Annotated in this window: 15 protein-coding genes; 2 read left to right on the forward strand and 13 right to left on the reverse strand. The window is 62.1% G+C overall.

The window, feature by feature from the left end; genetic code table 11:
• Positions 1 to 2 precede the first annotated feature (2 nt).
• The gene (locus tag CWR53_RS02395; protein WP_023534557.1) at positions 3 to 308 is read left to right on the forward strand and encodes a chaperone modulator CbpM; all 306 of its coding nucleotides are present in this window, start codon (positions 3 to 5) and stop codon (positions 306 to 308) included.
• Between the two features lie 90 nt (positions 309 to 398).
• Here the strand turns inward: CWR53_RS02395 and CWR53_RS02400 are convergent, their stop codons facing one another.
• The 6 genes from CWR53_RS02400 to urtA all read right to left on the reverse strand — a co-directional run bounded on the left by CWR53_RS02400 (position 399) and on the right by urtA (position 6495).
• Positions 399 to 920 carry a GNAT family N-acetyltransferase gene (locus CWR53_RS02400; protein ID WP_100850710.1) on the reverse strand — a complete coding sequence of 174 codons (522 nt, stop codon included), beginning with the start codon at positions 918 to 920 and terminating at the stop codon, positions 399 to 401.
• A 31-nt stretch (positions 921 to 951) separates the two neighbouring features.
• Positions 952 to 1650, reverse strand: a complete 699-nt coding sequence (gene urtE / locus CWR53_RS02405) for an urea ABC transporter ATP-binding subunit UrtE (protein ID WP_027915298.1) — start codon at positions 1648 to 1650, stop codon at positions 952 to 954.
• Between the two features lie 72 nt (positions 1651 to 1722).
• Positions 1723 to 2580, reverse strand: a complete 858-nt coding sequence (urtD, locus tag CWR53_RS02410) for an urea ABC transporter ATP-binding protein UrtD (RefSeq protein ID WP_100850711.1) — start codon at positions 2578 to 2580, stop codon at positions 1723 to 1725.
• Positions 2577 to 3656, reverse strand: coding sequence for an urea ABC transporter permease subunit UrtC (urtC, locus tag CWR53_RS02415; protein ID WP_100850712.1), 1080 nt, complete (start codon positions 3654 to 3656; stop codon positions 2577 to 2579). Before urtC ends, urtD begins: the two co-directional genes overlap by 4 nt.
• Positions 3656 to 5143: an urea ABC transporter permease subunit UrtB gene (gene urtB, locus CWR53_RS02420; protein WP_100850713.1), complete on the reverse strand. Its 1488-nt coding sequence runs from the start codon at positions 5141 to 5143 to the stop codon at positions 3656 to 3658. The genes urtC and urtB overlap by 1 nt, the downstream gene beginning before the upstream one ends.
• Positions 5144 to 5229: 86 nt before the next feature.
• Complete coding sequence (urtA, locus tag CWR53_RS02425) at positions 5230 to 6495, reverse strand: urea ABC transporter substrate-binding protein (protein WP_027915294.1); 1266 nt, start codon at positions 6493 to 6495, stop codon at positions 5230 to 5232.
• 502 nt (positions 6496 to 6997) lie between these two features.
• On the opposite strand from urtA, the gene CWR53_RS02430 reads away from it, so the two are divergent.
• A complete protein-coding gene (locus CWR53_RS02430) occupies positions 6998 to 7294 on the forward strand; it encodes a hypothetical protein (protein ID WP_058603502.1) in 297 nt (98 codons plus the stop codon).
• 178 nt (positions 7295 to 7472) lie between these two features.
• Here the strand turns inward: CWR53_RS02430 and CWR53_RS02435 are convergent, their stop codons facing one another.
• The 7 genes from CWR53_RS02435 to CWR53_RS02465 all read right to left on the reverse strand — a co-directional run bounded on the left by CWR53_RS02435 (position 7473) and on the right by CWR53_RS02465 (position 21298).
• On the reverse strand, positions 7473 to 14573 hold the full coding sequence (locus CWR53_RS02435) for a Tc toxin subunit A (RefSeq protein ID WP_100850714.1): 7101 nt from the start codon (positions 14571 to 14573) through the stop codon (positions 7473 to 7475).
• Positions 14574 to 14732: 159 nt separating this feature from the next.
• Positions 14733 to 16139 carry a D-serine/D-alanine/glycine transporter gene (gene cycA, locus CWR53_RS02440; RefSeq protein ID WP_058603504.1) on the reverse strand — a complete coding sequence of 469 codons (1407 nt, stop codon included), beginning with the start codon at positions 16137 to 16139 and terminating at the stop codon, positions 14733 to 14735.
• Between the two features lie 243 nt (positions 16140 to 16382).
• Complete coding sequence (locus CWR53_RS02445) at positions 16383 to 17750, reverse strand: PepSY domain-containing protein (protein WP_100850715.1); 1368 nt, start codon at positions 17748 to 17750, stop codon at positions 16383 to 16385.
• Positions 17751 to 17807: 57 nt separating this feature from the next.
• Positions 17808 to 19868 carry a TonB-dependent copper receptor gene (locus tag CWR53_RS02450; protein WP_100850716.1) on the reverse strand — a complete coding sequence of 687 codons (2061 nt, stop codon included), beginning with the start codon at positions 19866 to 19868 and terminating at the stop codon, positions 17808 to 17810.
• Positions 19869 to 19930: 62 nt separating this feature from the next.
• On the reverse strand, positions 19931 to 20362 hold the full coding sequence (locus tag CWR53_RS02455) for a DUF2946 domain-containing protein (RefSeq protein WP_100850717.1): 432 nt from the start codon (positions 20360 to 20362) through the stop codon (positions 19931 to 19933).
• 19 nt (positions 20363 to 20381) lie between these two features.
• Complete coding sequence (locus tag CWR53_RS02460) at positions 20382 to 20861, reverse strand: copper chaperone PCu(A)C (RefSeq protein ID WP_058603508.1); 480 nt, start codon at positions 20859 to 20861, stop codon at positions 20382 to 20384.
• Between the two features lie 47 nt (positions 20862 to 20908).
• Positions 20909 to 21298, reverse strand: a complete 390-nt coding sequence (locus tag CWR53_RS02465; RefSeq protein ID WP_058603509.1) for a DUF2946 domain-containing protein — start codon at positions 21296 to 21298, stop codon at positions 20909 to 20911.
• Positions 21299 to 21350 lie beyond the last annotated feature (52 nt).

Here is a 21350-nt window from a genome sequence, read left to right on the forward strand (position 1 = left end):
TCATGAGCAGCACCCTGATCGTTCAACTGGACATGCATACCTTGTGTCAGGAAGCCGACCTCACGGCGGACTGTGTGATCGAGATCGTCGAGCACGGCATTGTGGAGCCAACCGGGCGCAGGCCTGAAGACTGGCTGTTCGACGATCAGGCACCGCTGCTGGCAAGGCGCGCGGCCAAGCTGCACCAGGAGCTGGAACTGGAATGGGAAGGCGTGGCGCTGGCCCTGGAATTGCTCCAGGAGGTGCAGCAGCTACGCAACGAGAACAGCATGCTGCGCCAGCGCCTGGGCAGGTTCACACAGATGTGAGTGTCATCAGGCGCGGGCAAGGCTGGAACGCTGGCCAGTGCAGCCTTGTGTCACCCGGCAAGGCTGCGTGAGGACTGCCTGGGCCCGGTGTCATGGCTGGTCTGGATCGGCCCCTGGGCTCAGCACCCGCTGCATGAAGGTCAGGTCCAGCCAGCGCCCGAATTTCACCCCCACCTGCGGCATCTGCCCGGTAACCACGAAACCCAGGCGCTCGTGCAGGTGCACAGACGCTGCGTTGCCGCTTTCGATGGCCGCGACCATGACGTGCTTGCCGCAGCCTTGGGCGCGCTCGATCAACGCAATCATCAGCGCCGGCCCAAGCCCTTTGCCGCGCTGATCGCTGCGCACATATACCGAATGCTCGACCGTGTGGCGAAACCCCTCGAACGGGCGCCAGTCCCCGAAGGACGCGTAGCCCAGCACGTCGGCGCCGTCCACGGCCACCAGTATCGGGTAACCCTGTTGCGCACGGGCGTCGAACCAAGCCTGGCGGTTGGCCAGGTCCACCGGCGTCTCGTTCCAGATGGCCGTGGTGTTGCGAACGGCGTCGTTGTAGATGTCGAGGATGGCCGGTAGGTCGGCAGGCAGGGCGTCGCGGATTTCGTGACTCATGGCAGCGTCTCGCTAGGTCGAAGCGTGCAGGTTAAATGGTTACCAGCCCGCGTACACCTTCGGCCTGCATGTTTTCGCCCCGGCCACGCTGCACGATCTGGCCACGGGCCATGACCAGATAGTGATCAGCCAAAGCCTCGGCAAAATCGTAGAACTGCTCGACCAGCAGGATGGCCATGTCGCCGCGCTGCGCCAGCCGCTGGATCACCGCGCCTATTTCCTTGATCACCGAAGGCTGGATACCCTCGGTGGGCTCATCGAGAATCAGCAGGCGCGGACGACTGGCCAATGCCCGGCCGATGGCCAGCTGCTGTTGCTGCCCCCCGGACAAATCCCCGCCACGGCGTTGCTTCATCTGCTCGAGCACAGGGAACAACTCGTAGATGAAGGCAGGCACTTCACGCGCCTCGCGCCCCGGAAAGCGTGACAGGCCCATCAGCAGGTTTTCCTCGACGCTCAAACGCGGGAAAATTTCTCGGCCCTGTGGCACGTACGCAATGCCGGCCTGCACCCGGTGGTGCGGCTTGAGTGCGGTGATGGGCTTGCCTTCCCATTCCACGCTGCCTTCGCGCACGGGCACCAGGCCCATCAGGCAACGCAGCAACGTGGTCTTGCCCACGCCGTTGCGGCCCAGCAGGCAGGTGACCTCGCCCAGCCTGGCTTCGAAAGAAAGGCCGCGCAGAATATGGCTGCCGCCGTAGTACTGGTGCAGCGTATCGATCTTGAGCATGCAAGGCTCCTGAAGTAACGGGTTGGGCGTCCCCGGCAGCTCACCGGTGTACGCGAGAAGACGTGCGCCTGTTCAACGACCGAGGTACACCTCGACCACACGATCATCGGCCTGCACCTGCTCAAGCGATCCCTCAGCCAGCACCGAGCCCTGGTGCAGCACCGTCACATGGTCGGCGATGCTGCCCACGAACCCCATGTCGTGCTCGACCACCATCAGCGAGTGTTTGCCTGCAAGGCCCTTGAACAGCTCGGCGGTAAAGGCGGTTTCGGCGTCGGTCATGCCGGCTACGGGTTCGTCGAGCAACAGCAGTTGAGGTTCCTGGACCAGCAGCATGGCAATTTCCAGAAACTGCTTCTGGCCGTGGGACAGCAGCCCGGCCTGACGCGAGGCCAGCCCGTTCAGCCGCACGGTGGTCAGGACGTCGTCGATCCTGTCGCGTTGCTCGCCGCTCAGGCGCGACCTCAGGCTCGCCCACACCGACTTGTCGGTCTTGAGCGCCAGCTCGAGGTTTTCATACAGGCTCAACGCCTCGAACACCGTGGGTTTCTGGAACTTGCGACCGATGCCAGCCTGGGCAATCTGGTACTCGCTCATGCGCGTCAGGTCGAGCGTGTCACCAAAGTAGGCACTGCCTGCGCAGGGCCGTGTCTTGCCGGTGATCACGTCCATCATCGTGGTCTTGCCCGCACCGTTCGGGCCGATGATGCAGCGCAGCTCGCCCACGCCGATATACAGCGTCAGCGCATTGAGTGCCTTGAACCCATCGAAGCTGACGCTCACCTCTTCAAGGCTCAGCACGGTGCCATGCCGCGCGTCCAGGCCTGGTACGCGGGCATGGCCCAGGCCTATGGCGTCGCGGCCGATACCCTGCGGGTCGAAGGCAGGTTCGAGCATGAACTCCGGGTGTACCGGGGGCAGGCCTCTCATGACTGGCTCCTTTTGTTCCACAGGCCGACCAGGCCCTTGGGCAAGTACAGGGTCACAAGGATGAACAGCGCGCCGAGGAAAAACAGCCAGAATTCCGGGAAAGCCACCGTGAACCAGCTCTTCATGCCGTTGACCAGCCCCGCGCCCAGCAGCGGGCCGATCAGGGTACCGCGCCCGCCCAGTGCCACCCAGACAGCAGCCTCGATGGAGTTGGTGGGCGACATTTCGCTGGGGTTGATGATGCCGACCTGAGGCACGTACAGCGCGCCTGCCAGGCCGCACAGCATGGCGCTGAGCACCCATACCAGCAGCTTGAAACCACGCGGATCGTAGCCGCAGAACATCAACCGGTTCTCGGCATCGCGAACGGCCGTCAACAGGCGCCCGAACTTGCTGCGCGTCAACCGCCAGCACAGGTACAGGCTGGCGACCAGCAACGCAACGGTGAGCAGGAACAGTACGGCGCGGGTCCCGGGTGCGGCGATGTCGAAGCCCAGCAGGGTGCGAAAGCTGGTGAAGCCGTTGTTCCCGCCAAAACCGGTCTCGTTGCGAAAGAACAGCAACATCCCGGCAAAGGTCAGGGCCTGGGTCATGATCGAGAAGTACACACCCTTGATCCGCGAGCGGAAGGCAAACCAGCCGAACACCAGGGCCAGCATGCCAGGCGCCAGCACCGCCAGGCACAGGGCCCAGGCAAAGTGTTGGGTGCCGGCCCAGTACCAGGGCAGCTCGCTCCAGGACAGGAACGTCATGAAGCCTGGCAGCCCCTCCCCGGCGGCCTGGCGCATCAGGTACATGCCCATGGCGTAGCCGCCCAGGGCAAAGAACAGACCATGGCCGAGCGACAGCAGCCCCGCATAGCCCCAGACCAGGTCAAGGGCCAGGGCCACGATGGCATAACAGAGGATCTTGCCCACCAGTGTGAGCACATAGGACGACACATGCAGGGCGTGGTCGGCGGGCAGCAGCGACAACAGCGGCAAGGCGAGCAGCAGCGCCAGGGCGGCGATACCCAGCGCCAGCGATAGGCGAGGGCCGGCTTTGTGCGCAGCGGTGACAAGCAGTGGCTGGTTCATCAGTCGATCACCCGTCCCTTGAGGGCAAACAGGCCTTGCGGGCGCTTCTGGATGAACAGGATGACCAGCGCAAGGATGAGGATCTTGCCGAGCACCGCACCGATCTGCGGCTCCAGCAGTTTGTTGGCGATGCCCAGCCCGAACGCCGCCCAGAGGCTTCCGGCCAGTTGGCCGACACCCCCGAGCACCACCACCAGGAATGAATCGATGATGTAGCTTTGCCCCAGGTCCGGCCCCACGTTGCCGACCTGGCTCAAGGCCACGCCGCCCAGGCCGGCGATGCCCGAACCCAGGCCGAAGGCGAGCATGTCCACACGCCCGGTGGACACGCCGCAGCACGCCGCCATGTTGCGGTTCTGGGTTACAGCGCGCACGTTCAGGCCCAGGCGCGTGCGGTTGAGCAGCAGCCAGGTCAGCAGCACCACGGCCAGCGCGAACGCGATGATCACCAGGCGGTTGTAAGGCAGGATCAGGTTGGGCAGAACCTGGATGCCACCTGACAACCAGGCCGGGTTGCTGACCTCGACGTTCTGTGCGCCGAACAGCAAACGCACGGCCTGGATCAGAATCAGGCTGATGCCCCAGGTGGCCAGCAGGGTTTCCAGAGGGCGGCCGTACAGGTGGCGGATCACCGTACGCTCCAGCGCCATGCCGACACCGGCACTGACGGCGAACGCCACGGGCAGGGCGATCAGTGGGTAGAACTCCAGGGCACCCGGTGCGTAGCGCTGCACCACTACCTGCACCATGTAGGTGCTGTAGGCGCCGAGCATCAGCATCTCGCCATGCGCCATGTTGATCACACCCAGAAGTCCGAACGTGATCGCCAGCCCCAGCGCCGCTAATAGCAGGATCGACCCCAGCGACAGGCCACTGAAGGCCTGCCCTAGCACTTCACCGACCAGCAGCTTGCGCTTGACCTGGGTCAGGCTGGTTTCGGCGGCGGTACGCACCGTGGGGTCCGTTTCCATCTCGGGTTGCAACAGCGCCTCAAGGCGGGTACGGGCCGTTGGGTCACCGGTTTTCCCTAACAGGCGTACGGCCGCCAGGCGCACCGAAGGGTCGCTGGCGCCGAGCTGCAGGTTGGCCAACGCCAGGCCCAAGGCTGCCCGCACGGTCGCATCCGGCTCGCTGGCGTAGCGCCGGTCGAGCAAGGCGACCTGAGCCGGTTGTGCGCTCTTTTGCAACTGCCTGGCGGCGGCTAGCCGGGCGGCGCTGTCGTCACTGAGTAACCGGTGGCTGGCCAGGGCATTGTCGATCAGCCCGCGCAGGCGGTTGTTCAGGCGCACCTTGCGGCTGTCGTCCTTGGCGATTCGGCCGGCCTGCAGGTTTTCCAGCAGTGCCAGTCGGCCTGGCTCGGGTTGGGCGGCCCAGGTATCGAGTAGGCGCGCCTGCTCGGCGGGCTTGGCGGCGAGGAAAAACTCGCCTTCGCTGGCGTCTACTGCCATGGGCAACAGCAGTAGCAGGGTAAGCAGGAATCTGAGCATGAGGCTCTCCTGTGGATCAGCGCTTACGCGCAGGCGTACCCGAACACCGGGCCGCCCACGGACGGGCTGCAGCGCAGCCCAGGGCCTCAGTTGCCTTTCACGGCGTAATCAGGGCGCTTGTCATTGCCTGGGATGAAGGGGCTCCAGGGTTGCGCCCGCAGCGGTTGCTCGGTTTCCCACACCACGCTGAACTGCCCATCGTCCTGGATCTCGCCGATCATCACTGGCTTGTGCAGGTGGTGATTGGTCTTGTCCATGGTCAGGGTGTAGCCCGAAGGGGCCTTGAAGGTCTGCCCGGCCAGCGCTTCGCGCACCTTGTCCACATCGGTGGATTTGGCTTTTTCCGCCGCCTGCGCCCACATGTGAATGCCCACATAGGTGGCTTCCATCGGATCGTTAGTCACCGCCTTGTCGGCGCCAGGCAGGCCTTTGGCCTTGGCATAGGCCTTCCAATCAGCGACGAACTTCTGGTTGACCGGGTTATCCACCGACTCGAAGTAGTTCCAGGCGGCCAGATGGCCCACCAACGGCTTGGTGTCGATGCCCCGCAGCTCCTCTTCGCCCACCGAGAACGCCACCACCGGCACATCGGTCGCTTTCAGGCCCTGGTTGGCCAGCTCTTTGTAGAAAGGCACGTTGGAGTCGCCGTTGACCGTGGAAATGACCGCCGTCTTCGCCCCGGCCGAGAACTTCTTGATGTTGGCGACGATGGTCTGGTAGTCGGCGTGGCCGAACGGCGTGTAGACCTCCTCGATGTCCTTGTCGGCCACGCCCTTGCTGTGCAGGAACGCACGCAGAATCTTGTTGGTGGTGCGCGGGTAGACGTAGTCGGTGCCCAGCAGGAAGAAGCGCTTGGCGCCGCCGCCATCCTCGCTCATCAGGTATTCCACCGCCGGAATCGCTTGCTGGTTGGGCGCAGCGCCGGTGTAGAAGACGTTCGGCGACATCTCTTCGCCTTCGTATTGCACCGGGTAGAACAGCAGACCATTGAGCTCCTCGAATACCGGCAATACCGATTTGCGCGACACCGATGTCCAGCAACCGAACACCACCGCGACCTTGTCCTGGGTCAGCAACTGGCGGCTTTTTTCGGCGAACAGCGGCCAGTTGGACGCCGGGTCCACCACCACCGGCTCCAGCATCTTGCCGTTCACCCCACCTTTGGCGTTGATCTCATCGATGGTCATCAAGGCCATGTCCTTGAGCGACGTCTCGGAGATGGCCATGGTCCCGGACAGCGAATGCAGGATGCCGACCTTGATGGTCTCGGCTGCCTGGAGACTCCAGCTAAGGCCCATCGCCGCCATCGAGGCGCTGAGGGTGAAGGCCTTGATCAGACTGCGTCGCTTCATGTGCTCTCTCCGCTGAGTTGTTGTGGTGTGGGCAGAAGGGCGATTGCAAAGGCTGTGCCGTGGTGCGCAAGGCTGCGGTCTAGAAGGGTTGTGCTTCTATGCGGGTCTTGGATAGGGGCCAGGTTGGTGCTTGCGCGACTGGCCTGCACAGGATTGGGTCCAGGGCGGTGAACAGTTTTGACACATTAGCGGTACTTGAGTACCGTTCGGCACCGCAGTAGATTCTGCGGGTCGGGATTGGCGTCCCGCTGTCAGAACCGGGCACATCGCACACGCGATAGTTGTGCCCTGCATGGTTGCACCCGTTATGGGCGGAGCCGTGTGTGGGAGCCTTCGGGCTCACCGGACCTTCTGACCGGCAACGCCAACCCGCACGGCTCCGTCCACCCATATTGGCGTATGGGCACGGAGATACATTTCAGAAGGTTGCAAGGAGACGCACCATGCTCAAGAAGATCGTTCCAGATCCACCTTTCGCATCCACCCAGCGGGAGGCTCAGTCATGATCCATGACTCACACATCCCAACCCCGCGCCCTCGTCGGCCTGTCACGGCCAGCATGAATTACGGCACCTGCCATCAGTCCCATGACCCGATCTGTACCGTACGCGCAGGCATCGACAGCGCCGACGCGCTGGTGTGCGCGATCGCGGCGCTCAAGGCTGCGTATGAAACCAATGCGCTGGCGTTGGAGCAGGTAGGTGAACCTTTGCGCAGCTTGTTGACGGCGACGGAAAACTCACTGGAGAAGGGCGTGGCGCTGGCTGAAGCGGTGCTCGAGGGTTTGGAGGCGCCGTAGCGGGCAAGCCCGGGCCATCCAGCACCGCAGATTGAAGGGTTACCAGGCCATGTGCACCTTCGGGCTGCATGTTTTCGCCACGGCCACGCCCTGAAGCGCTGCCGGGCCAGCACCTGCAGGCTCGGCGCTGGTCACGTGGGCCAGGTCGAACTTGCAGGTGTGAGCATGCCTTGCCGGGTCAGGTCTTGGAGGGCATGCCATCCTTGGCTTGCTTGAGCAGCGTTTGCACAGCATCAGTAAAGGCCTGATCGCCTGCCTTGGCGGTGTAGACCATGTTCAGCTTGATGTCGGTGATCACGGACAGGTCTTTGAGCAACGCCTCGTCGCCCAGGATCTTCAGCTCCCATTGCGAAATGGCGCCAGTGCCTTCGAAAGGCAGGTAACGCCCGTCATGCAATGCCATTTCGTACAGCCACGAATCGGCTTGATGGCCGATGCCGTCATCCGCGTCGGTGACCGACAAAGCGATCTGTTGGTTGATCCCGGGGTTGCGCAATACCAGTGCGGGATCCTGGGCTGCTGTTTCGCGCGCATCGTTCTCCTGCGTGGTCGCTGTCTGCGCAGCGGGGTACAGCGAGGCGGCGGCTGTGCTGTGTGGCTCGAGCAAGGTGTTGCTTGCCAACTGGGTGAGCACGGCGCTCAGCTCGGCCGGGTCCTGTCTGTTCTTCATCACCAAGGTGACGGAAACGTGTTTCAGCTGACGCAGATAATGGCCTGGATAGCTCTTGTCGAAGTCCGCTGCCGAAAATGCGAAATTCAGGGAAAGCGCTGAGCCGGCGTCGCGATCTTTCTTGAAGAGGCTGTCCCATCGCGCTTGCCCCAGTTGCTGGTTGAGGCTGAAGGTCTTGCGGATGGTCAGTCGCCGTTCGGTGTTCAACAGGTACTCGTTTTCCATCTGCTGCAAACCCTGCAGCAAAGACTGCCCCGCCAGCATCCCCTTGTATTTGTCGCGCCAGGCATAGGCGTCGAAGAAGCTGGCGCGCCGATAGTCGCCGATCTCCAGGCGCCAGGCAGACTCGGCCATCTGGCACAGCGAGCGCACGGCGTCGTAGGCGCTGCCGTAGATCTGTTCCTGACGGGCCGTGAGCCAGTCGTAGGTCGCCGCGATGCTGAAGCTGTCGGTCATGGACGCATGGGCCTCACGCAGGTTGTTGCGGTCCTGGATACAGCGCGCCAGCTCGATGTTGCTGGCGCCGAGCTCCAGCTCCAGTTCGTCCAGCTGAGCGCCGAGAATGCGCAGATCCCATTGCGCTTCGCTCTTCTCGAACGCCCAAGTGGCGGCTCGGCGATTGTAGCCTGCTTGTGTTTTGAGTTCTGCGGCCAACATGCCGGAAACCTCGCTGGCCACTTTCAGGCTCTTTGCGGTCGAGTACATCGGCGCAGCAGGCTTTATCCCGCCGACCGCCATGCCATAGATAGTCGGCACCGCGGCTTCAACTGCAGCCCCCGCGACCTCGAACGGTATGCTGAGCAGCTTGGCGCTGTTGCCGATCCAGGTGAACGCGGTGGCGGCTTCTTCCTCGGGCGAGCGGCCGATGTCGATCAAGTGGCTCAGCCGGTTCAGCCGCGCGGTGGTCTTGCTCTGGGTCAGCAGCAATCCGGATTTGCGTGACTGCAGGCTGTTGATTGTTTTCTGCTGCAGGCGAATGGCGAAGTCCGCCATCTTCAGGTGGTGAGTCTGGCGCAAGACCAGCAGTTTCTTGTCGAGCTGGCCTTCCATGAGGACTAGGTACTGACGGCCCTGTTCGACCAACTCACTCGCCGCCTCTTTGGCGATCGGCAGCAAGTGACGGAAGCGATAATGTGGCAGCCGTTCGTGGGTTCTTCGATAAATGGCAGGTTGGCTGCCAATCGTTCCCTGGTTGCTGCTGAAGGCTTCCAGGGTTTCGCTGTTCCAGTCCAGCGCTGGCAGTACCTTGCCATCGAGCGTCAGGCCATGACGCAGGTTAAACAGGCGCTGTTTGAGCGTTTGGTGCAGTCTGGCCAGACGCGGGTTGATGGGCCTGCGCAAGGCCTCGACGTTCAGCTCGGCGAGCGCAACGGGCGTCCAGCGCGAGGTCAGGTCGGTCTTGGCCAGTGGACCGAGCAATTGCAGTGCCTGCTGATAACACAGCCAGGCCTGGTTCAGGCTGCTGAGGGTGAGCTGGCGATAGAAGTGGTCGCCTTGCAGCTGCCAGTTTTCGAGCAACGACAGGTAGACCGCTTCCTGGTAATAGCGCGAACGCAGAAACGCCCGGTTGATCGGCTCCACGTCCTGCCCCAAGGTCGAGCTCATGGTGCCGGCCTCGGCCAGCGGGCGCGTGCACCAGGGGGCAGGGCGCCCCTGGGCATCGGGTTTGGTGCGGTACGGGTTGAACAGGTAACGCAGGTACCAGTCTTCGGCTTCCTCGAACTGCTGCTGTTCGGTCAAGCGCATGGCGACCATGGCCGGTACGTGCAGGAACAGCTCTCGCAAGTACAGCGCGTTGGCACCGTGGAAGTCGGTGGGCGGGGAGTGGTCGCTGCCATCCAGCGCGGGTTCGGTCAGCGTCTGGGTGTCCCAGGCAAGTACCCGTTCGACGCCTTGGGTGGCACGGGCGACGAGGTTCTTGCCGAAGAGCGTGTTGAGGCGGAATTTGTCGGTGAGAAGCGGTGGTTCGTTGTGCTTGACTGCGCTCAGGTCCAGGTACTGGGCCTGTTTTGTATTGGCTGAAATGGATAGGCTCCAGGGTTTGATGGTGCCGGTCGCATCGACTTTGTATTCTCTCAAAGACCAGGCATATATGGGTTGTGGGGAAATGGCTAAGCGATTGTCTACGTACTTAAGTAAGAATTTGAGACCTGTGACATTGGTTGAAGGTACCGACATGCCATGGGTGAACGTCTCTACTTTAGAGCTGGTACTTCCGTTAATCGTTGAGATTATTTCAATTTTCATTTCATCAAGTTCATACTGGGTATCGTGTGGTGTGGCCTCTGAGCTGACCTCGATAGTGAAGAGATTTCCCTTTTGTATGATTTTTAATTCTAAGTCCTGCGGGGTTTTCGATCCGGCGTTGTTTGGATAAAAAGTATTTAATTCTGGATCATTTGTTTTGAAGTTCAAATAATTGTAGAATGCCGAGTAATTTTTTAGGATTATAATTTGGGGTATTATTTGAGTGTTGCTATTTACGAGTTTGGTCCTGTCTGGTGAGTCAAAAGGTTCAGGGTACGCTGTATACGACTCAACCATCGAAGTAATATTAATTACACCATCATAAGGATGAGCAATCGCATGTTGTTGCCCAAAACTATTGATTAGCACCCTGCTGACCGAGTCGGCCTCGGTACTGTCCAGCTCTTTCTTCTCCAGCAACAGCAAGTCTCGGAAAACCAGATAGTAGTCGGTGTTCTGAACGCGTCCTGTCTCCTTCTTGCGGTCGTAGAGCAGCACGGTCAACCAGGGATCGTTCTTTCTCTGCGCTTCCTCATTCACGGTAACGATCAGACCTGGCTCGAAGTCCAGACCTTTTGCATGGGTAGCGGGCTGCCACACACCCTCCAGAAATCCGTCCAGGCACAGAATCTCGTTGGGGGTGCTCCAGGTATCGTCGCTCTGCTGGAAGCAATAGTGGACCGTAAGCTTGCGCTTTCCGGGCAAGGTCTTTTTGGCATCATCACCACTGACCAGATCGGTTGTGCTGCGCTCTACCCAGAACACATAGCGTCGGCCGGCAATGACGACGGGGCGTACCAGATCGGCGCGGCTGTCGGGCTGCGCTGAGCCGACGATCTCACCGGCAGGGGACAGCGAGATGGCCTGCCATTCGCTCCATGCCAGGGGGCTGAGGCGGCGTTTGTCGTCGCACAGGCTGATGTCCAGGGTGCGCCAGTAGTATTCCAGGGGCGTGCTGTTGGTGCGGGCGATCAGGTGGTAGGTGTTGCGTTTGGGATCGTGCCCATCCAGATACCCGCTGACCACCTGCAGGTTACTGATGCGTTCGAATTTGGTGAGGTAGTTGCAGATGGCGGTGTGCAGCAAGGTAGTGTCCATCTTGCCTTGATTGAGCTCGATTTCCAGCTCCTGAAACGCCTTGCTCTTATTGCTGCGTTGGGAATAGTGGATCAGGTTGGCCGGGTGATTCAGTTGTTCACGTTTGCGTCTCCAGGTGCCGTACTGACCGAGCTGCCCTTGCCAGGCCAGTTGCTGCTCGCCAGAGGGTGCGTTGTCCAGGTAGCCCGGCTCCAGGCGTGCATGCAGGCGCGACAGGTAGTGCTGCAGGCTGCCGATGGCCTGGTCGAGCAGGGTGGTCTGCACCTCGGGGCCTACCAGGATGTCGCACAGGCAATACGTGCACAGATCGTCGGCCTGAGCGAAGGTGATCGATGCTTCGCCCGTACCCTTGGCCCCGTGTCCGATCAGGTAGCCGGCCAGGGCGTCACGCCACGATTCGGCGCTCTGCTTGTCGACATTTGCCCGCAAGGCTTCCTCGGTGCTGGCCAGCAGCAGCTGGCTGGAGGCTTCGTACTGACGGTAGCTGGAGTGCTGGGTGAGTTCGGTGAGGTCGAGCAGGGAACGACAGGCCAGGCCCGTGGCCTTGGCCAGGGATTTCATGCGCAGGATGTAGTCGATCTGCCTGATGCTGGTGGGCACCCCCGGGGTACCCACCGAGCGGCTTACGGTACCACGCGCAGTGTTCACGACTTCGAGTTCGAGCGGGTGATGCTCGTGGCCTGATCTGATCATTGTCTTCCACGCCTTCAGCCATTTTTCGGGTTTGTAGGCGTCCTGATACTGCTGCTGGGTAACCAGCAGAGGGCCGGGGTGCTGATCCAGGAACGTCACCAACTTGCGGTGCAAGTGGGTAAACTTGATGTCGGTGTAACCCTTGGTGCCAGCCACACGAACGACCACCCGCCTGATCAGCGTCTCGATCTTGTAGTGCTCGTACGTGGCCAGCTCGTCGGCAGATAGCGTCTGCAGGAAATCGTTGAAGGTCGGTCGCGTATACTCCACTTCCATGAGCGTTTCGTAGGGCGGGCAGGCCGCCGCGACGTCTTCGTCGGTCCAGGCACAGAGCGTGGCCATTGCCCTGGCGAACTGTTGGCGGTCTGTGGCAAGGGTGCTTGGCTTCAATCCTTTGAAAAATCCTAGGACGTCCTCCTCGGTGCGGCCTTGTTCGGCACTGACCGCTACCCAGCCTTTGAGGCAGGCGAGCTTGTAGCAAACATCCAGCGTGAGTGCCGTATCGCTGCGCTCGAGCGCGAACCCGCCAGGGTGATCCGCGATGCACTGGATGATGGCGGGGCTCAACGAAAATACCACGCTCAGTGCGCAACGACTTTCCAGATCAAGCCAGCTCTGGCCTTTGTCGCTCGCCTGTGCAGGGTCGGCAACTTTCAGCGAATCCGCAGCGTGCAACAGCTCGGCATGGCTTTTCCCGACCCAGTTGATCAGTGGCTGGACATGACTCAGGGTGAAACCAGGCGTGTTCAGTGGCAGACCCAGTGCATCTGCAAGGAGTTGGGCAATCAATGCTGTATGTTGCGCTGGTTCATCAACAGGTTCGGATGCGCTGGCATCGGAGTTTATCGGTGTGCTCTTCAAGGCTTTATCGATTGCGTCCTTGTGCAACATGAGCGTCTTCGGCCGATGTTCTTCGATCCAGCCCGTGGCGTTGGGTTTGCTGAGGTTCAGGGCCGCAAGCAGAGCGCTGGGCAGGATCTGCTGCTGACGCAGCCACTGGTCCAGGTTGGTCAGCGCAATCAGCACATCGAGGATGCCGGTGGTTTCGAAGTCGCTGATCAGCGGGGTGCCGCTCAGTTGTGCCTGCACATCGATGCCGGCGTCGGCCAGCAGCTTGAGCAGGGCGTCGGTTTCCTGTCGTGAGCGCTTGAGCAGGCGGGGCAGGCGGCTGAGCCGGTAGAGTGCCGACAGTACTGAGAGCGACAACGTCAGTTGCTCAGTCGGCTGGGCATTTTTTACCAGGCCCAGCCAATCGAGGGTCGTCTGTTCATCGGCGCCCAGCGCCTTGGCCAGGCCCGGAAGTACCTCGAACTGGCCTTCGGCGCCGTCGTTCGGGTCCAGGGCCCGGTCATCGAGTACCAGTGATGATGAGGTGTCCAGTGCGGTGCTGCCGGGGCCATCGAGCACGCGGTCAAGCATGGCAGGCTGGGCGCCGAAGGCATAGGGGCAGACCTGGCAGACCAGTGCGGCGAACTGCTCGGCACTGATGCCGTAAGCCTCGTTCAGATAGCGGAATACCCCCAGCGCGCGCAAGGTAGTGGGCGTCACGTTCCAGGCATCTTTCTGGCCTTCGGCCCTGAGGATCGAGATCACTAGAAGGTCGGTTTCGGCGAACGGCAGGCCCAGTTCGCGTTGCAGGTGAATCATCTGATAAATGCGTGGCAGGCAGTCGTAGTCGAGCCGGTTGAATGTCGGCTTGATTCCGGCGCCGCTCAGGGTGTCTTTCAGCGTCAGGCGAACCTTGCTGCGTGCATTGATGAACACCGCACCGGGATGGAAGTTTGGCAGCGACGTTGCGCTCGTCGGTTTATAGGCCTCGGATGTTCGGACTGTGCTGTGACCGGCTTGTGCGTCATCATCGATGCTGGATATGGCAAGCAGTTCCAGCACCTGTTCGAACGTAAGACCGGTCTTGTCCATGAACGTCTCGACGTCCTTCAGGCTCGCGATAGCCTTTTGCTCTGCTGTGTTCTGCAGCCCGTACCATTTGCGCCAATCTCTGACGCTAAAGTTCAGTGCGTAGTTATCCAGCAACAACTTCTGCACCCCGGGCCCGAAGCCGCTGGCCATGAGCATCGCCTGGCGCAGCTCCTTGCTGCGCAGTTGCGCTTCGCAGAACACCGGGTAACAGCGCAGCGACTGTTGCAGCAGTTCGAAGTAGGGGATCTTCTTGTGTGCAAGCACCGTCTTGATCTGCTCGTGCGCATGGTGATACGGCAGATGTATATGCAGGCCTGCCTCAGCGAGCACTTCGGGCAGGTCGACAGTTGAGCCTGCGCGGGCCTGGGCGTGGTGGGTCAGTGTCGAAATGGCCAATGCCAGTGCATTGACAGGTTGCTCCAGGCGTTCAGGGTCCAGTACCAGTTGTGCCAGATCCGGACGACGCTGAGCCAGTGTCTGACGTTGCCCCGATTCGCTGGTCGCTTCGATGCTCAGGGCCTTCTGATAAAGCGCATGCAGGTAGGCGATGGGGCCAGTATTCGATTCAGGCGCAGCGGGGTCGCAGGGGTTGGCCAGTTGTTCGGGAAACAGATGGGCGTAACTGCAGGCGAAGTTGCTCTGATCGGACATGACGGTGCGCTCCAGGCGAATGAAGACACGTCAGGCAGAGAGGCCATGACGTTTGGGTCCTGGCGCTATTTGAAGGATGAAGGCGAAATCGCACAACTGACAGAAATATCAATAAGGTTCGCCAGCCCAGGCGGGACAAGGGCTGGCGGATCCTCATGCTCAGTGGTTGCGCACCACGGTACGCGGCTGGCGCTTGCTGCGCACGAACTGGTAAGTGACCGCCAGGATCAGGAACCAGATTGGTGTCACCACCAGCGCCGAACGGGTGTCGGTTTCAAGGCTCAGCAGCACCAGGATGCCGGCGAAGAACACCAGGCACACGTAGCACATGAAACGCCCGCCAGGCATCTTGTAGATCGACTTCTCATGCAGCGCTGCGCGCTGCTTGCGGTAGCTCAGGTACGACAGCAGGATCAACGTCCATACGAACATGAACAGCACCGCCGACACCGTGGTCACTAGGGTGAAGGCTTCGATCACGTTCGGTACCAGGTAGATGAGCACCGCGCCGAGCAGCAGGCACAGGCAGGAGAAGTACAGGCCGTTGGCCGGCACGGCGCGTCGCGACAGCTTCTCGAAGGCCTTCGGTGCATCACCTTCCTGGGCCAGGCCGTAGAGCATGCGGCTGGTGGAGAACACGCCGCTGTTGGCCGACGAAGCGGCCGAGGTCAGCACCACGAAGTTGATGATGCTTGCCGCTGCTGGCAGGCCGGCCAGCACGAACAGTTCGACGAACGGGCTCTTGCCCGGGACCACGTCGCGCCATGGGGTGACCGCCATGATCGCGATCAGCGCCAGCACGTAGAACACGATGATGCGAATCGGGATCGAGTTGATCGCCCGCGGCAGGGTGCGCTCGGGGTTCTTCGCTTCGGCGGCGGTGGTGCCTACCAGCTCGATGCCGACAAAGGCGAACACCGCGATCTGGAAACCGGCGAAGAAGCCGAACAGGCCATTGGGGAACATGCCGCCGTCATTCCACAGGTTGGCCAGGCTGGCCGTGTGGCCGCTCGGCGACTGGAAGCCGGTGATGACCATGTACAGGCCGGTGGCGACCAGGCCGAGGATGGCGACGATCTTGATCAGGGCGAACCAGAATTCCATTTCGCCGAACATCTTCACCGTGACCAGGTTCAGCGACAGCAGCACTGCCACGCAGGTCAGCGCCGGTATCCATTGAGGCAGGTCGGGGAACCAGAACTGTGTATAGGCGGCGATCGCCACCACGTCGGCGATGCCGGTCACGACCCAGCAGAACCAGTAGGTCCAGCCGGTGAAGTAGCCGGCCCAGGGGCCGAGCAGGTCGGCGGAGAAATCGATGAACGACTTGTAGTTGAGGTTCGACAGCAACAGCTCGCCCATGGCACGCATGACGAAGAACAGCATGAAGCCGATGATCATGTAGACGAAGATGATCGAAGGCCCAGCCAGGCTGATGGTCTTGCCCGAGCCCATGAACAGACCGGTGCCGATGGCACCGCCAATGGCGATGAGCTGGATGTGTCGGTTGGTGAGGTTGCGTTGCAGGTGTTGGTCGTCGGGTGGAGTCGGCGCAGTTTGCGTCATAGGCTGCATTCCCTTGTAGAGGTCAGTCGCATTGGCTGACGTAGCCGGCTAGGCTATCACGCACTGCAAAGGTGCGGGCGTGACAGATCGACACGATATCGCGAGTGCAGGGCGCTTTAGAAATGATCGGGGTCAAGCGTCGGCGCTTTAGAGAATAATCCTGCACCTACAGGCAGGGGCCGTGAAACGCTCGGCGGGCCTTTCGGCCCGCCTGGGGTTTCACGACAGCCGCTTACCGGGCCGCTATGCCTGCGTCGCCACCCTTGCCCGCCGCATGATCAGGTTGTCGAGTACCCACATCAGCACCATCGACACCCCCACCAAGGGGAAAACGAGCCCCAATGCCAGCATCACCACCACGGCCGTCTTCCAGCGGGGCAGGTCGTGGCGCAAGGGGGGAACGCCCAGGCCGCCTTCGGGCCGACGTTTCCACCACATCACCAGGCCACTGACCGAACCCAGCAGAATCATCAGGCACACCAGCGCAATGACGATCTGGTTCAGCGGGCCGAACATCTTGCCCTCGTGCAGCATGACCCCAAGTTCCGTGGCGCGGGCCACAGGGCTGTAGTCCTGCCAGCGCACATCGGCCAGCACCTTGCCGGTGTACTGGTCCACATGCAGGGTGGCGTCGTTGCGTGGGTCGTCGGCGAATACCGCGACGGTGAATACGCCGTCGGCCGTGGTTGGCCAGGTGATGCTGTAGCCCGGTGCCACCTGCCGCGCAGTGGCGATGTCTTCGACCTGTTGCACGCTCACATTCGGTGCGGCCGGTTGGCTGGACATTGTGTGATGCCCGGCATGCTCGGCATGGGCGCCAGATTGAGGCATCGGCGTGTTCTCCATGGCCCAGGGCACGGTCTGGCGGTGAGCATGGTTGAGCTCGCGCGCCTGCTGGTCCGACTTCGGCACATCGTTCCACATCGCTACCGGAAAGCGGTTCCACAGGTCGGCATACTGCTTGCCCCAGAACCCGGTCCAGGTCATGCCGCTGAGCAGCATCAACAACAACAGCGCCGAACCCCAGAACCCACTGACCGCATGCAGGTCGCGCCAGAACAGCCGGCCTCGGGCGGCCAGGCGCGGCCACAGCACGCCTGCGCCCAGGCGCCCGCGAGGCCACCACAGGTACAGGCCCGAAATCACCAGCACGACGCCCCAGCCTGCGGCCAGTTCCACCAGGCGATCGCCCAGGGTGCCCACCATCAATTCGCCGTGCAGGGCGCGGGCGATGGCTTGCAGATTGCGCTTGCCGTCCTGCTCGCCGAGGATCTTGCCGCTGTACGGGTCGACGAACACGTTCAGCTCGCGGCCCTCTTCGTGCACCACGAACTGCGCACTGCGCTGCGCGTTCAGCGGCGGCAGGTACTGGCCCACATGGCCTTTGGGGTGCGCCTTGCGCACTTCGGCCAGCATCACATCGGCCCCTTGGCGATGATGGCCGGCCTCAACCACCATCAGGTCGCGGTACAGCCATGGATCGAGCTGCGGCTTGAACAGGTATACCAGCCCGGTAAGGGCCAGCAGGATCATGAATGGGGCCACGAACAGCCCTGCATAGAAATGCCAACGCCAGGCCAGGTTGTAGAATGAAACGCGTGTTCCTCTCATGGGAACCTCCAGGTAAACCCGCACAGGGCGCGGTCACTGCCGCGCCCGCGGTGGATGTCAGAAGCTGAAATCGACTTTGGTCCAGACGCTCCGGCCGGGCTCATTGACCGGTTGAGGATCGCTGGCTGGGTAGCCGAAACCGGCATTGCCCGCCAGGTTCAGGTGTTCGGCGTAGGTCTTGTCGAACAGATTGTCGACCCCTGCACTGAGTTTCAGATTTTTGCTCACCTTGTACGCGCCGTTGAGCGAGAACACCCCAAACCCTGCACTTTCGTCATAGTCTTTGCCAACCACATTGCCCTGGTTGCGGGCGATGCGGTTCTGCGCTGCGACCAGCCGCCAGAGCGCGCCTGCGCTCCATGCATCGCGGCTGTAGGTCAGGCCCAGGCGGCTTTCCAAGGGCGGCATCTGGGGCAGCGCCTTGCCATCGCTGCTGTTCTTGCCCCAGGCGTAGGCCAGTGTGGCATCGGCCTTCCAGGTATCGCTCAGCGAGTAGGCCGCACCCACTTCGCCACCCATGATGCGGGCGTCGATGTTCTGCGCCTTCGAAGTCGCCATGCCCATCATGCCAGTGCGGTAGTCGAACAGGATGTAGTCGCGGATCTGCCCGACATAACCCGAAGCCCAGGCTTCCAGCCGTTCGCTGCGGTACTGGACACCGAAGTCGAGCTGCGTCGTCTTCTCGGGCTCGATGCCGTCGAAGGCATTGACCGACCCGGTGGGCGCTGTTTTCGGCGAAAACAGCTCCCAGTAGTCCGGGAAACGCTGGGCGTGCCCAAGGCCGATGTAGGCCGTTGCCGGCAGGGCTGCCAAGTCGTGTTCATAGCGCACGAAGCCGCTGGGCAGCGTGTCGGCGCGGGTGTCGTTGCGGGTCGGGCTGGCCTGGCGCAGATCCCGCGCCGACGCGCGGTCCAGGCGGGCGCCGGTGATGACCCGGTCATCGCCGCTGAGCGACCAGGTCAGCTCGCCGAACACACCGTAGTTGTGAAAATCGGCATCCTTGGTCCAGGCCTGGCCTTTGTGCGCATCCACGCCCATGCCGCCGCGCTGGCGATGCGCGTTGGTCTGCGCGTCGATACCGCTGATCAGCTGCACATCGGCCCAGCGCCAGGTCGCCTTGAGGCGTGCACCCATCGTGCGGCGGTCGACATTGCTGACCATCGGCATGCCCATCATGCCGCTGCCAGAGGGTGTGCGCAGGCTGTAGTTGTCCATCACATGGTCGGCATAGTTGTAATAGGCCTGGGCTTCGATCTTGTCGAGTACCTCGCCGAGGTTGGATTTTTCAAAGCGCAGGCCCAGGCTTTCACGCTTGAACTGCGAACCGTCCATGCCCCGACCGGCATAGCGCGCCTCCCCATCGCCCTTGCCTGCGGTGAGTTCGAGCAACGTATCGGCATCGGGCGTCCAGCCCAGGGCGACATCGCCGTTCCATTTTTCCCAGCGCGACGGCACTGAATCGCCAGCCCCGTCATGGTAGTCATCGGCACGCGACTGATTGCCGACGAAACGGGCATAGGCCTGACTGTTGCCGACAGCAGCGTCCAGCACCTTGTCGAAGCGGCCATTGGTGCCGGTGAGCAGGCTGGCATTGACGCGGCTGCCAAGGGTGCCGAATGCCTCGGGGTCACGCTCGAACAAGACGGTGCCTGCCGAGCCGCCCGGCCCCCAGATCACGCTCTGCGGGCCCTTGATCACGGTCAGTCGGTCGTAGGTTTCCGGGGCGATGTAGGCGGTTGGGGCATCCATGCGGTTGGGGCAGGCGCCCAGCATCAGCCCACCATTGGTGAGGATGTTCAGCCGCGAGCCGAACATGCCGCGCAGTACCGGGTCACCGTTGGTGCCGCCGGCACGGATGGCCGAAAAACCGGGAATGGTTTTCAGGTAATCGGCACCGTCACTGGCCGGCACGGGCTGGCGAGGGTCCTTGGGGTGGGTGACCACGGTCAGTGGCGAGCTGGGGGCGATGGCGGTGATGACCGTAGGGCCGAGCTCAGGTGCAGCGGATGAATGGGCAAGCTGGCCAGGGTCTGCCGCCAGTGCGACAGGGGTCAGCAACGAGCCACACAGGGCGGCAATGGTCCCGCGCAGGGACAAAAGAGGGGTACAGCCGGACATAATGATTCCAGTCGATCAGTCGTGAGAAGACGCGAAGCGATCAGGCTTCGTGCGCTAATGGGTCAAACACTGATCGAAACGGGCGGTGCGCGGCTGCGGGCGCCGGGGAAAACGGCCTGCCTGGCATGCCCGTGGCGCGTGGCAGGCTGAAGATGGACCTGAGGCAGGGCGCCTGCCAGGTTGAGGGGGCTGAGCGCCTGGGGCAATGCAGGGCAGTTGAACAGCAGGCTGCAGTAGCCGCACTTCTCCCACATCACATGAAGCTGGCCGTCCTGGCTCGGGCCGTGATGAGCGTCGCCATGCTGATGAGCAGCCGGCATCGGCATGTCCATCGGCATGGCCATGCCGGCGCCATGGTGATCCATAGGCATCGACTGGGAAATCAGCGGCCCGATGAAAATCATCCACATGGCGAACAGGCTCAGCCATCCGCCACCGGCGCGCCTGCGATCAGGGCGGGTGGTACGGAGCTGGCGGTGTGGCGACGAGCGCATCACGCCCTGTCAGCGGCAGTCAGTGCTGATGAGCCTGCGGCTGGCCAGTCGGCGGTGCTTTCTGCACAGCCACTTGCACGGTGATGGGGCCGGCTTTCTCGAAGCGAAGCGTCAGCGGGAAGCGCTGGCCATCGGTCAGCAGGCTGCGATCCTTGGGCTGCATGAGCATCACATGGTAAGCGCTGGGTGCAAACACCAGATCCTTGCCTGCGGGCACTACCACGTTTGGCACTTGCTGCATGCGCATGGCACCGGCCGCGCTCATGGCGTGCTCGTGCAACTGGGTGTCATCGCTGATGGGGGACTCGGCGCTCAGCAGGCGGTCATCGGTGTTGCCATTGTTGTGCACCACGAAATACGCGGCGACGTTGGGGGCATTGGGCGGCAGCTGCAACGACCAAGGATGGGCGATATGCAGGTCGCCCACGGTGTATTCGTGAGCATGGGCGAAAGCGGCGGGCAGCAGGAGGGCGGCCACGGCAAGGGCGTGCTTGAGCATGATGGATGTCCCGATGGAATGAGGTTCAGGCAGGCAGCGTGAAACACTCAGGCAAGCGGGGAGGCACGGGGGTTGAGCGCGGGCCTGAGTTGGCGCGGCGTAGGCGTGGGTGGCGCATCCAGCGACAGTGGGCCGGCAAGACGAGCAGGCGAGGCATGCAGCTGTAACGCTTGTCCGCCCAATGGTAGTGGCGGCGCGGCACCCAGGCAGCACCAGCAGTGCATCGTGCTGGCGCTGTCATCGCTTTGCGGGCCCAGGTCGATCTTGGCCAGGGCCTGCACATCGACCTTGGCCTTGTTGGCCATGCTGGAACAGAACGCCCCCCACAGCAGTTGCTCTGCCGGGCCTTTGGGCGCAGCAGAGGACAACGGCATGGCCAGCAGGTTGAACAGCACCGCTAGGCAGGCTATCCAGGCAATGTGCCGACGTGGGGGCATGGAGAGATCCGGTCAGGAATCGTGGTGACTATTGTACGGCCGAGTATAAGCA

It is taken from the genome of Pseudomonas sp. SGAir0191, assembly GCF_002812565.2.
In the GTDB taxonomy this organism is placed as follows: domain Bacteria; phylum Pseudomonadota; class Gammaproteobacteria; order Pseudomonadales; family Pseudomonadaceae; genus Aquipseudomonas; species Aquipseudomonas parafulva_B.

Bases quoted from the DNA above. Each gene is read 5' to 3' on its own strand.
- CWR53_RS02395 (WP_023534557.1), top strand. From the start codon at position 3: ATGAGCAGCACCCTGATCGTTCAACTGGACATGCATACCTTGTGTCAG.
- CWR53_RS02400 (WP_100850710.1), bottom strand. From the start codon at position 920: ATGAGTCACGAAATCCGCGACGCCCTGCCTGCCGACCTACCGGCCATC.
- urtE (WP_027915298.1), bottom strand. From the start codon at position 1,650: ATGCTCAAGATCGATACGCTGCACCAGTACTACGGCGGCAGCCATATT.
- urtD (WP_100850711.1), bottom strand. From the start codon at position 2,580: ATGAGAGGCCTGCCCCCGGTACACCCGGAGTTCATGCTCGAACCTGCC.
- urtC (WP_100850712.1), bottom strand. From the start codon at position 3,656: ATGAACCAGCCACTGCTTGTCACCGCTGCGCACAAAGCCGGCCCTCGC.
- urtB (WP_100850713.1), bottom strand. From the start codon at position 5,143: ATGCTCAGATTCCTGCTTACCCTGCTACTGCTGTTGCCCATGGCAGTA.
- urtA (WP_027915294.1), bottom strand. From the start codon at position 6,495: ATGAAGCGACGCAGTCTGATCAAGGCCTTCACCCTCAGCGCCTCGATG.
- CWR53_RS02430 (WP_058603502.1), top strand. From the start codon at position 6,998: ATGATCCATGACTCACACATCCCAACCCCGCGCCCTCGTCGGCCTGTC.
- CWR53_RS02435 (WP_100850714.1), bottom strand. From the start codon at position 14,573: ATGTCCGATCAGAGCAACTTCGCCTGCAGTTACGCCCATCTGTTTCCC.
- cycA (WP_058603504.1), bottom strand. From the start codon at position 16,139: ATGACGCAAACTGCGCCGACTCCACCCGACGACCAACACCTGCAACGC.
- CWR53_RS02445 (WP_100850715.1), bottom strand. From the start codon at position 17,750: ATGAGAGGAACACGCGTTTCATTCTACAACCTGGCCTGGCGTTGGCAT.
- CWR53_RS02450 (WP_100850716.1), bottom strand. From the start codon at position 19,868: ATGTCCGGCTGTACCCCTCTTTTGTCCCTGCGCGGGACCATTGCCGCC.
- CWR53_RS02455 (WP_100850717.1), bottom strand. From the start codon at position 20,362: ATGCGCTCGTCGCCACACCGCCAGCTCCGTACCACCCGCCCTGATCGC.
- CWR53_RS02460 (WP_058603508.1), bottom strand. From the start codon at position 20,861: ATGCTCAAGCACGCCCTTGCCGTGGCCGCCCTCCTGCTGCCCGCCGCT.
- CWR53_RS02465 (WP_058603509.1), bottom strand. From the start codon at position 21,298: ATGCCCCCACGTCGGCACATTGCCTGGATAGCCTGCCTAGCGGTGCTG.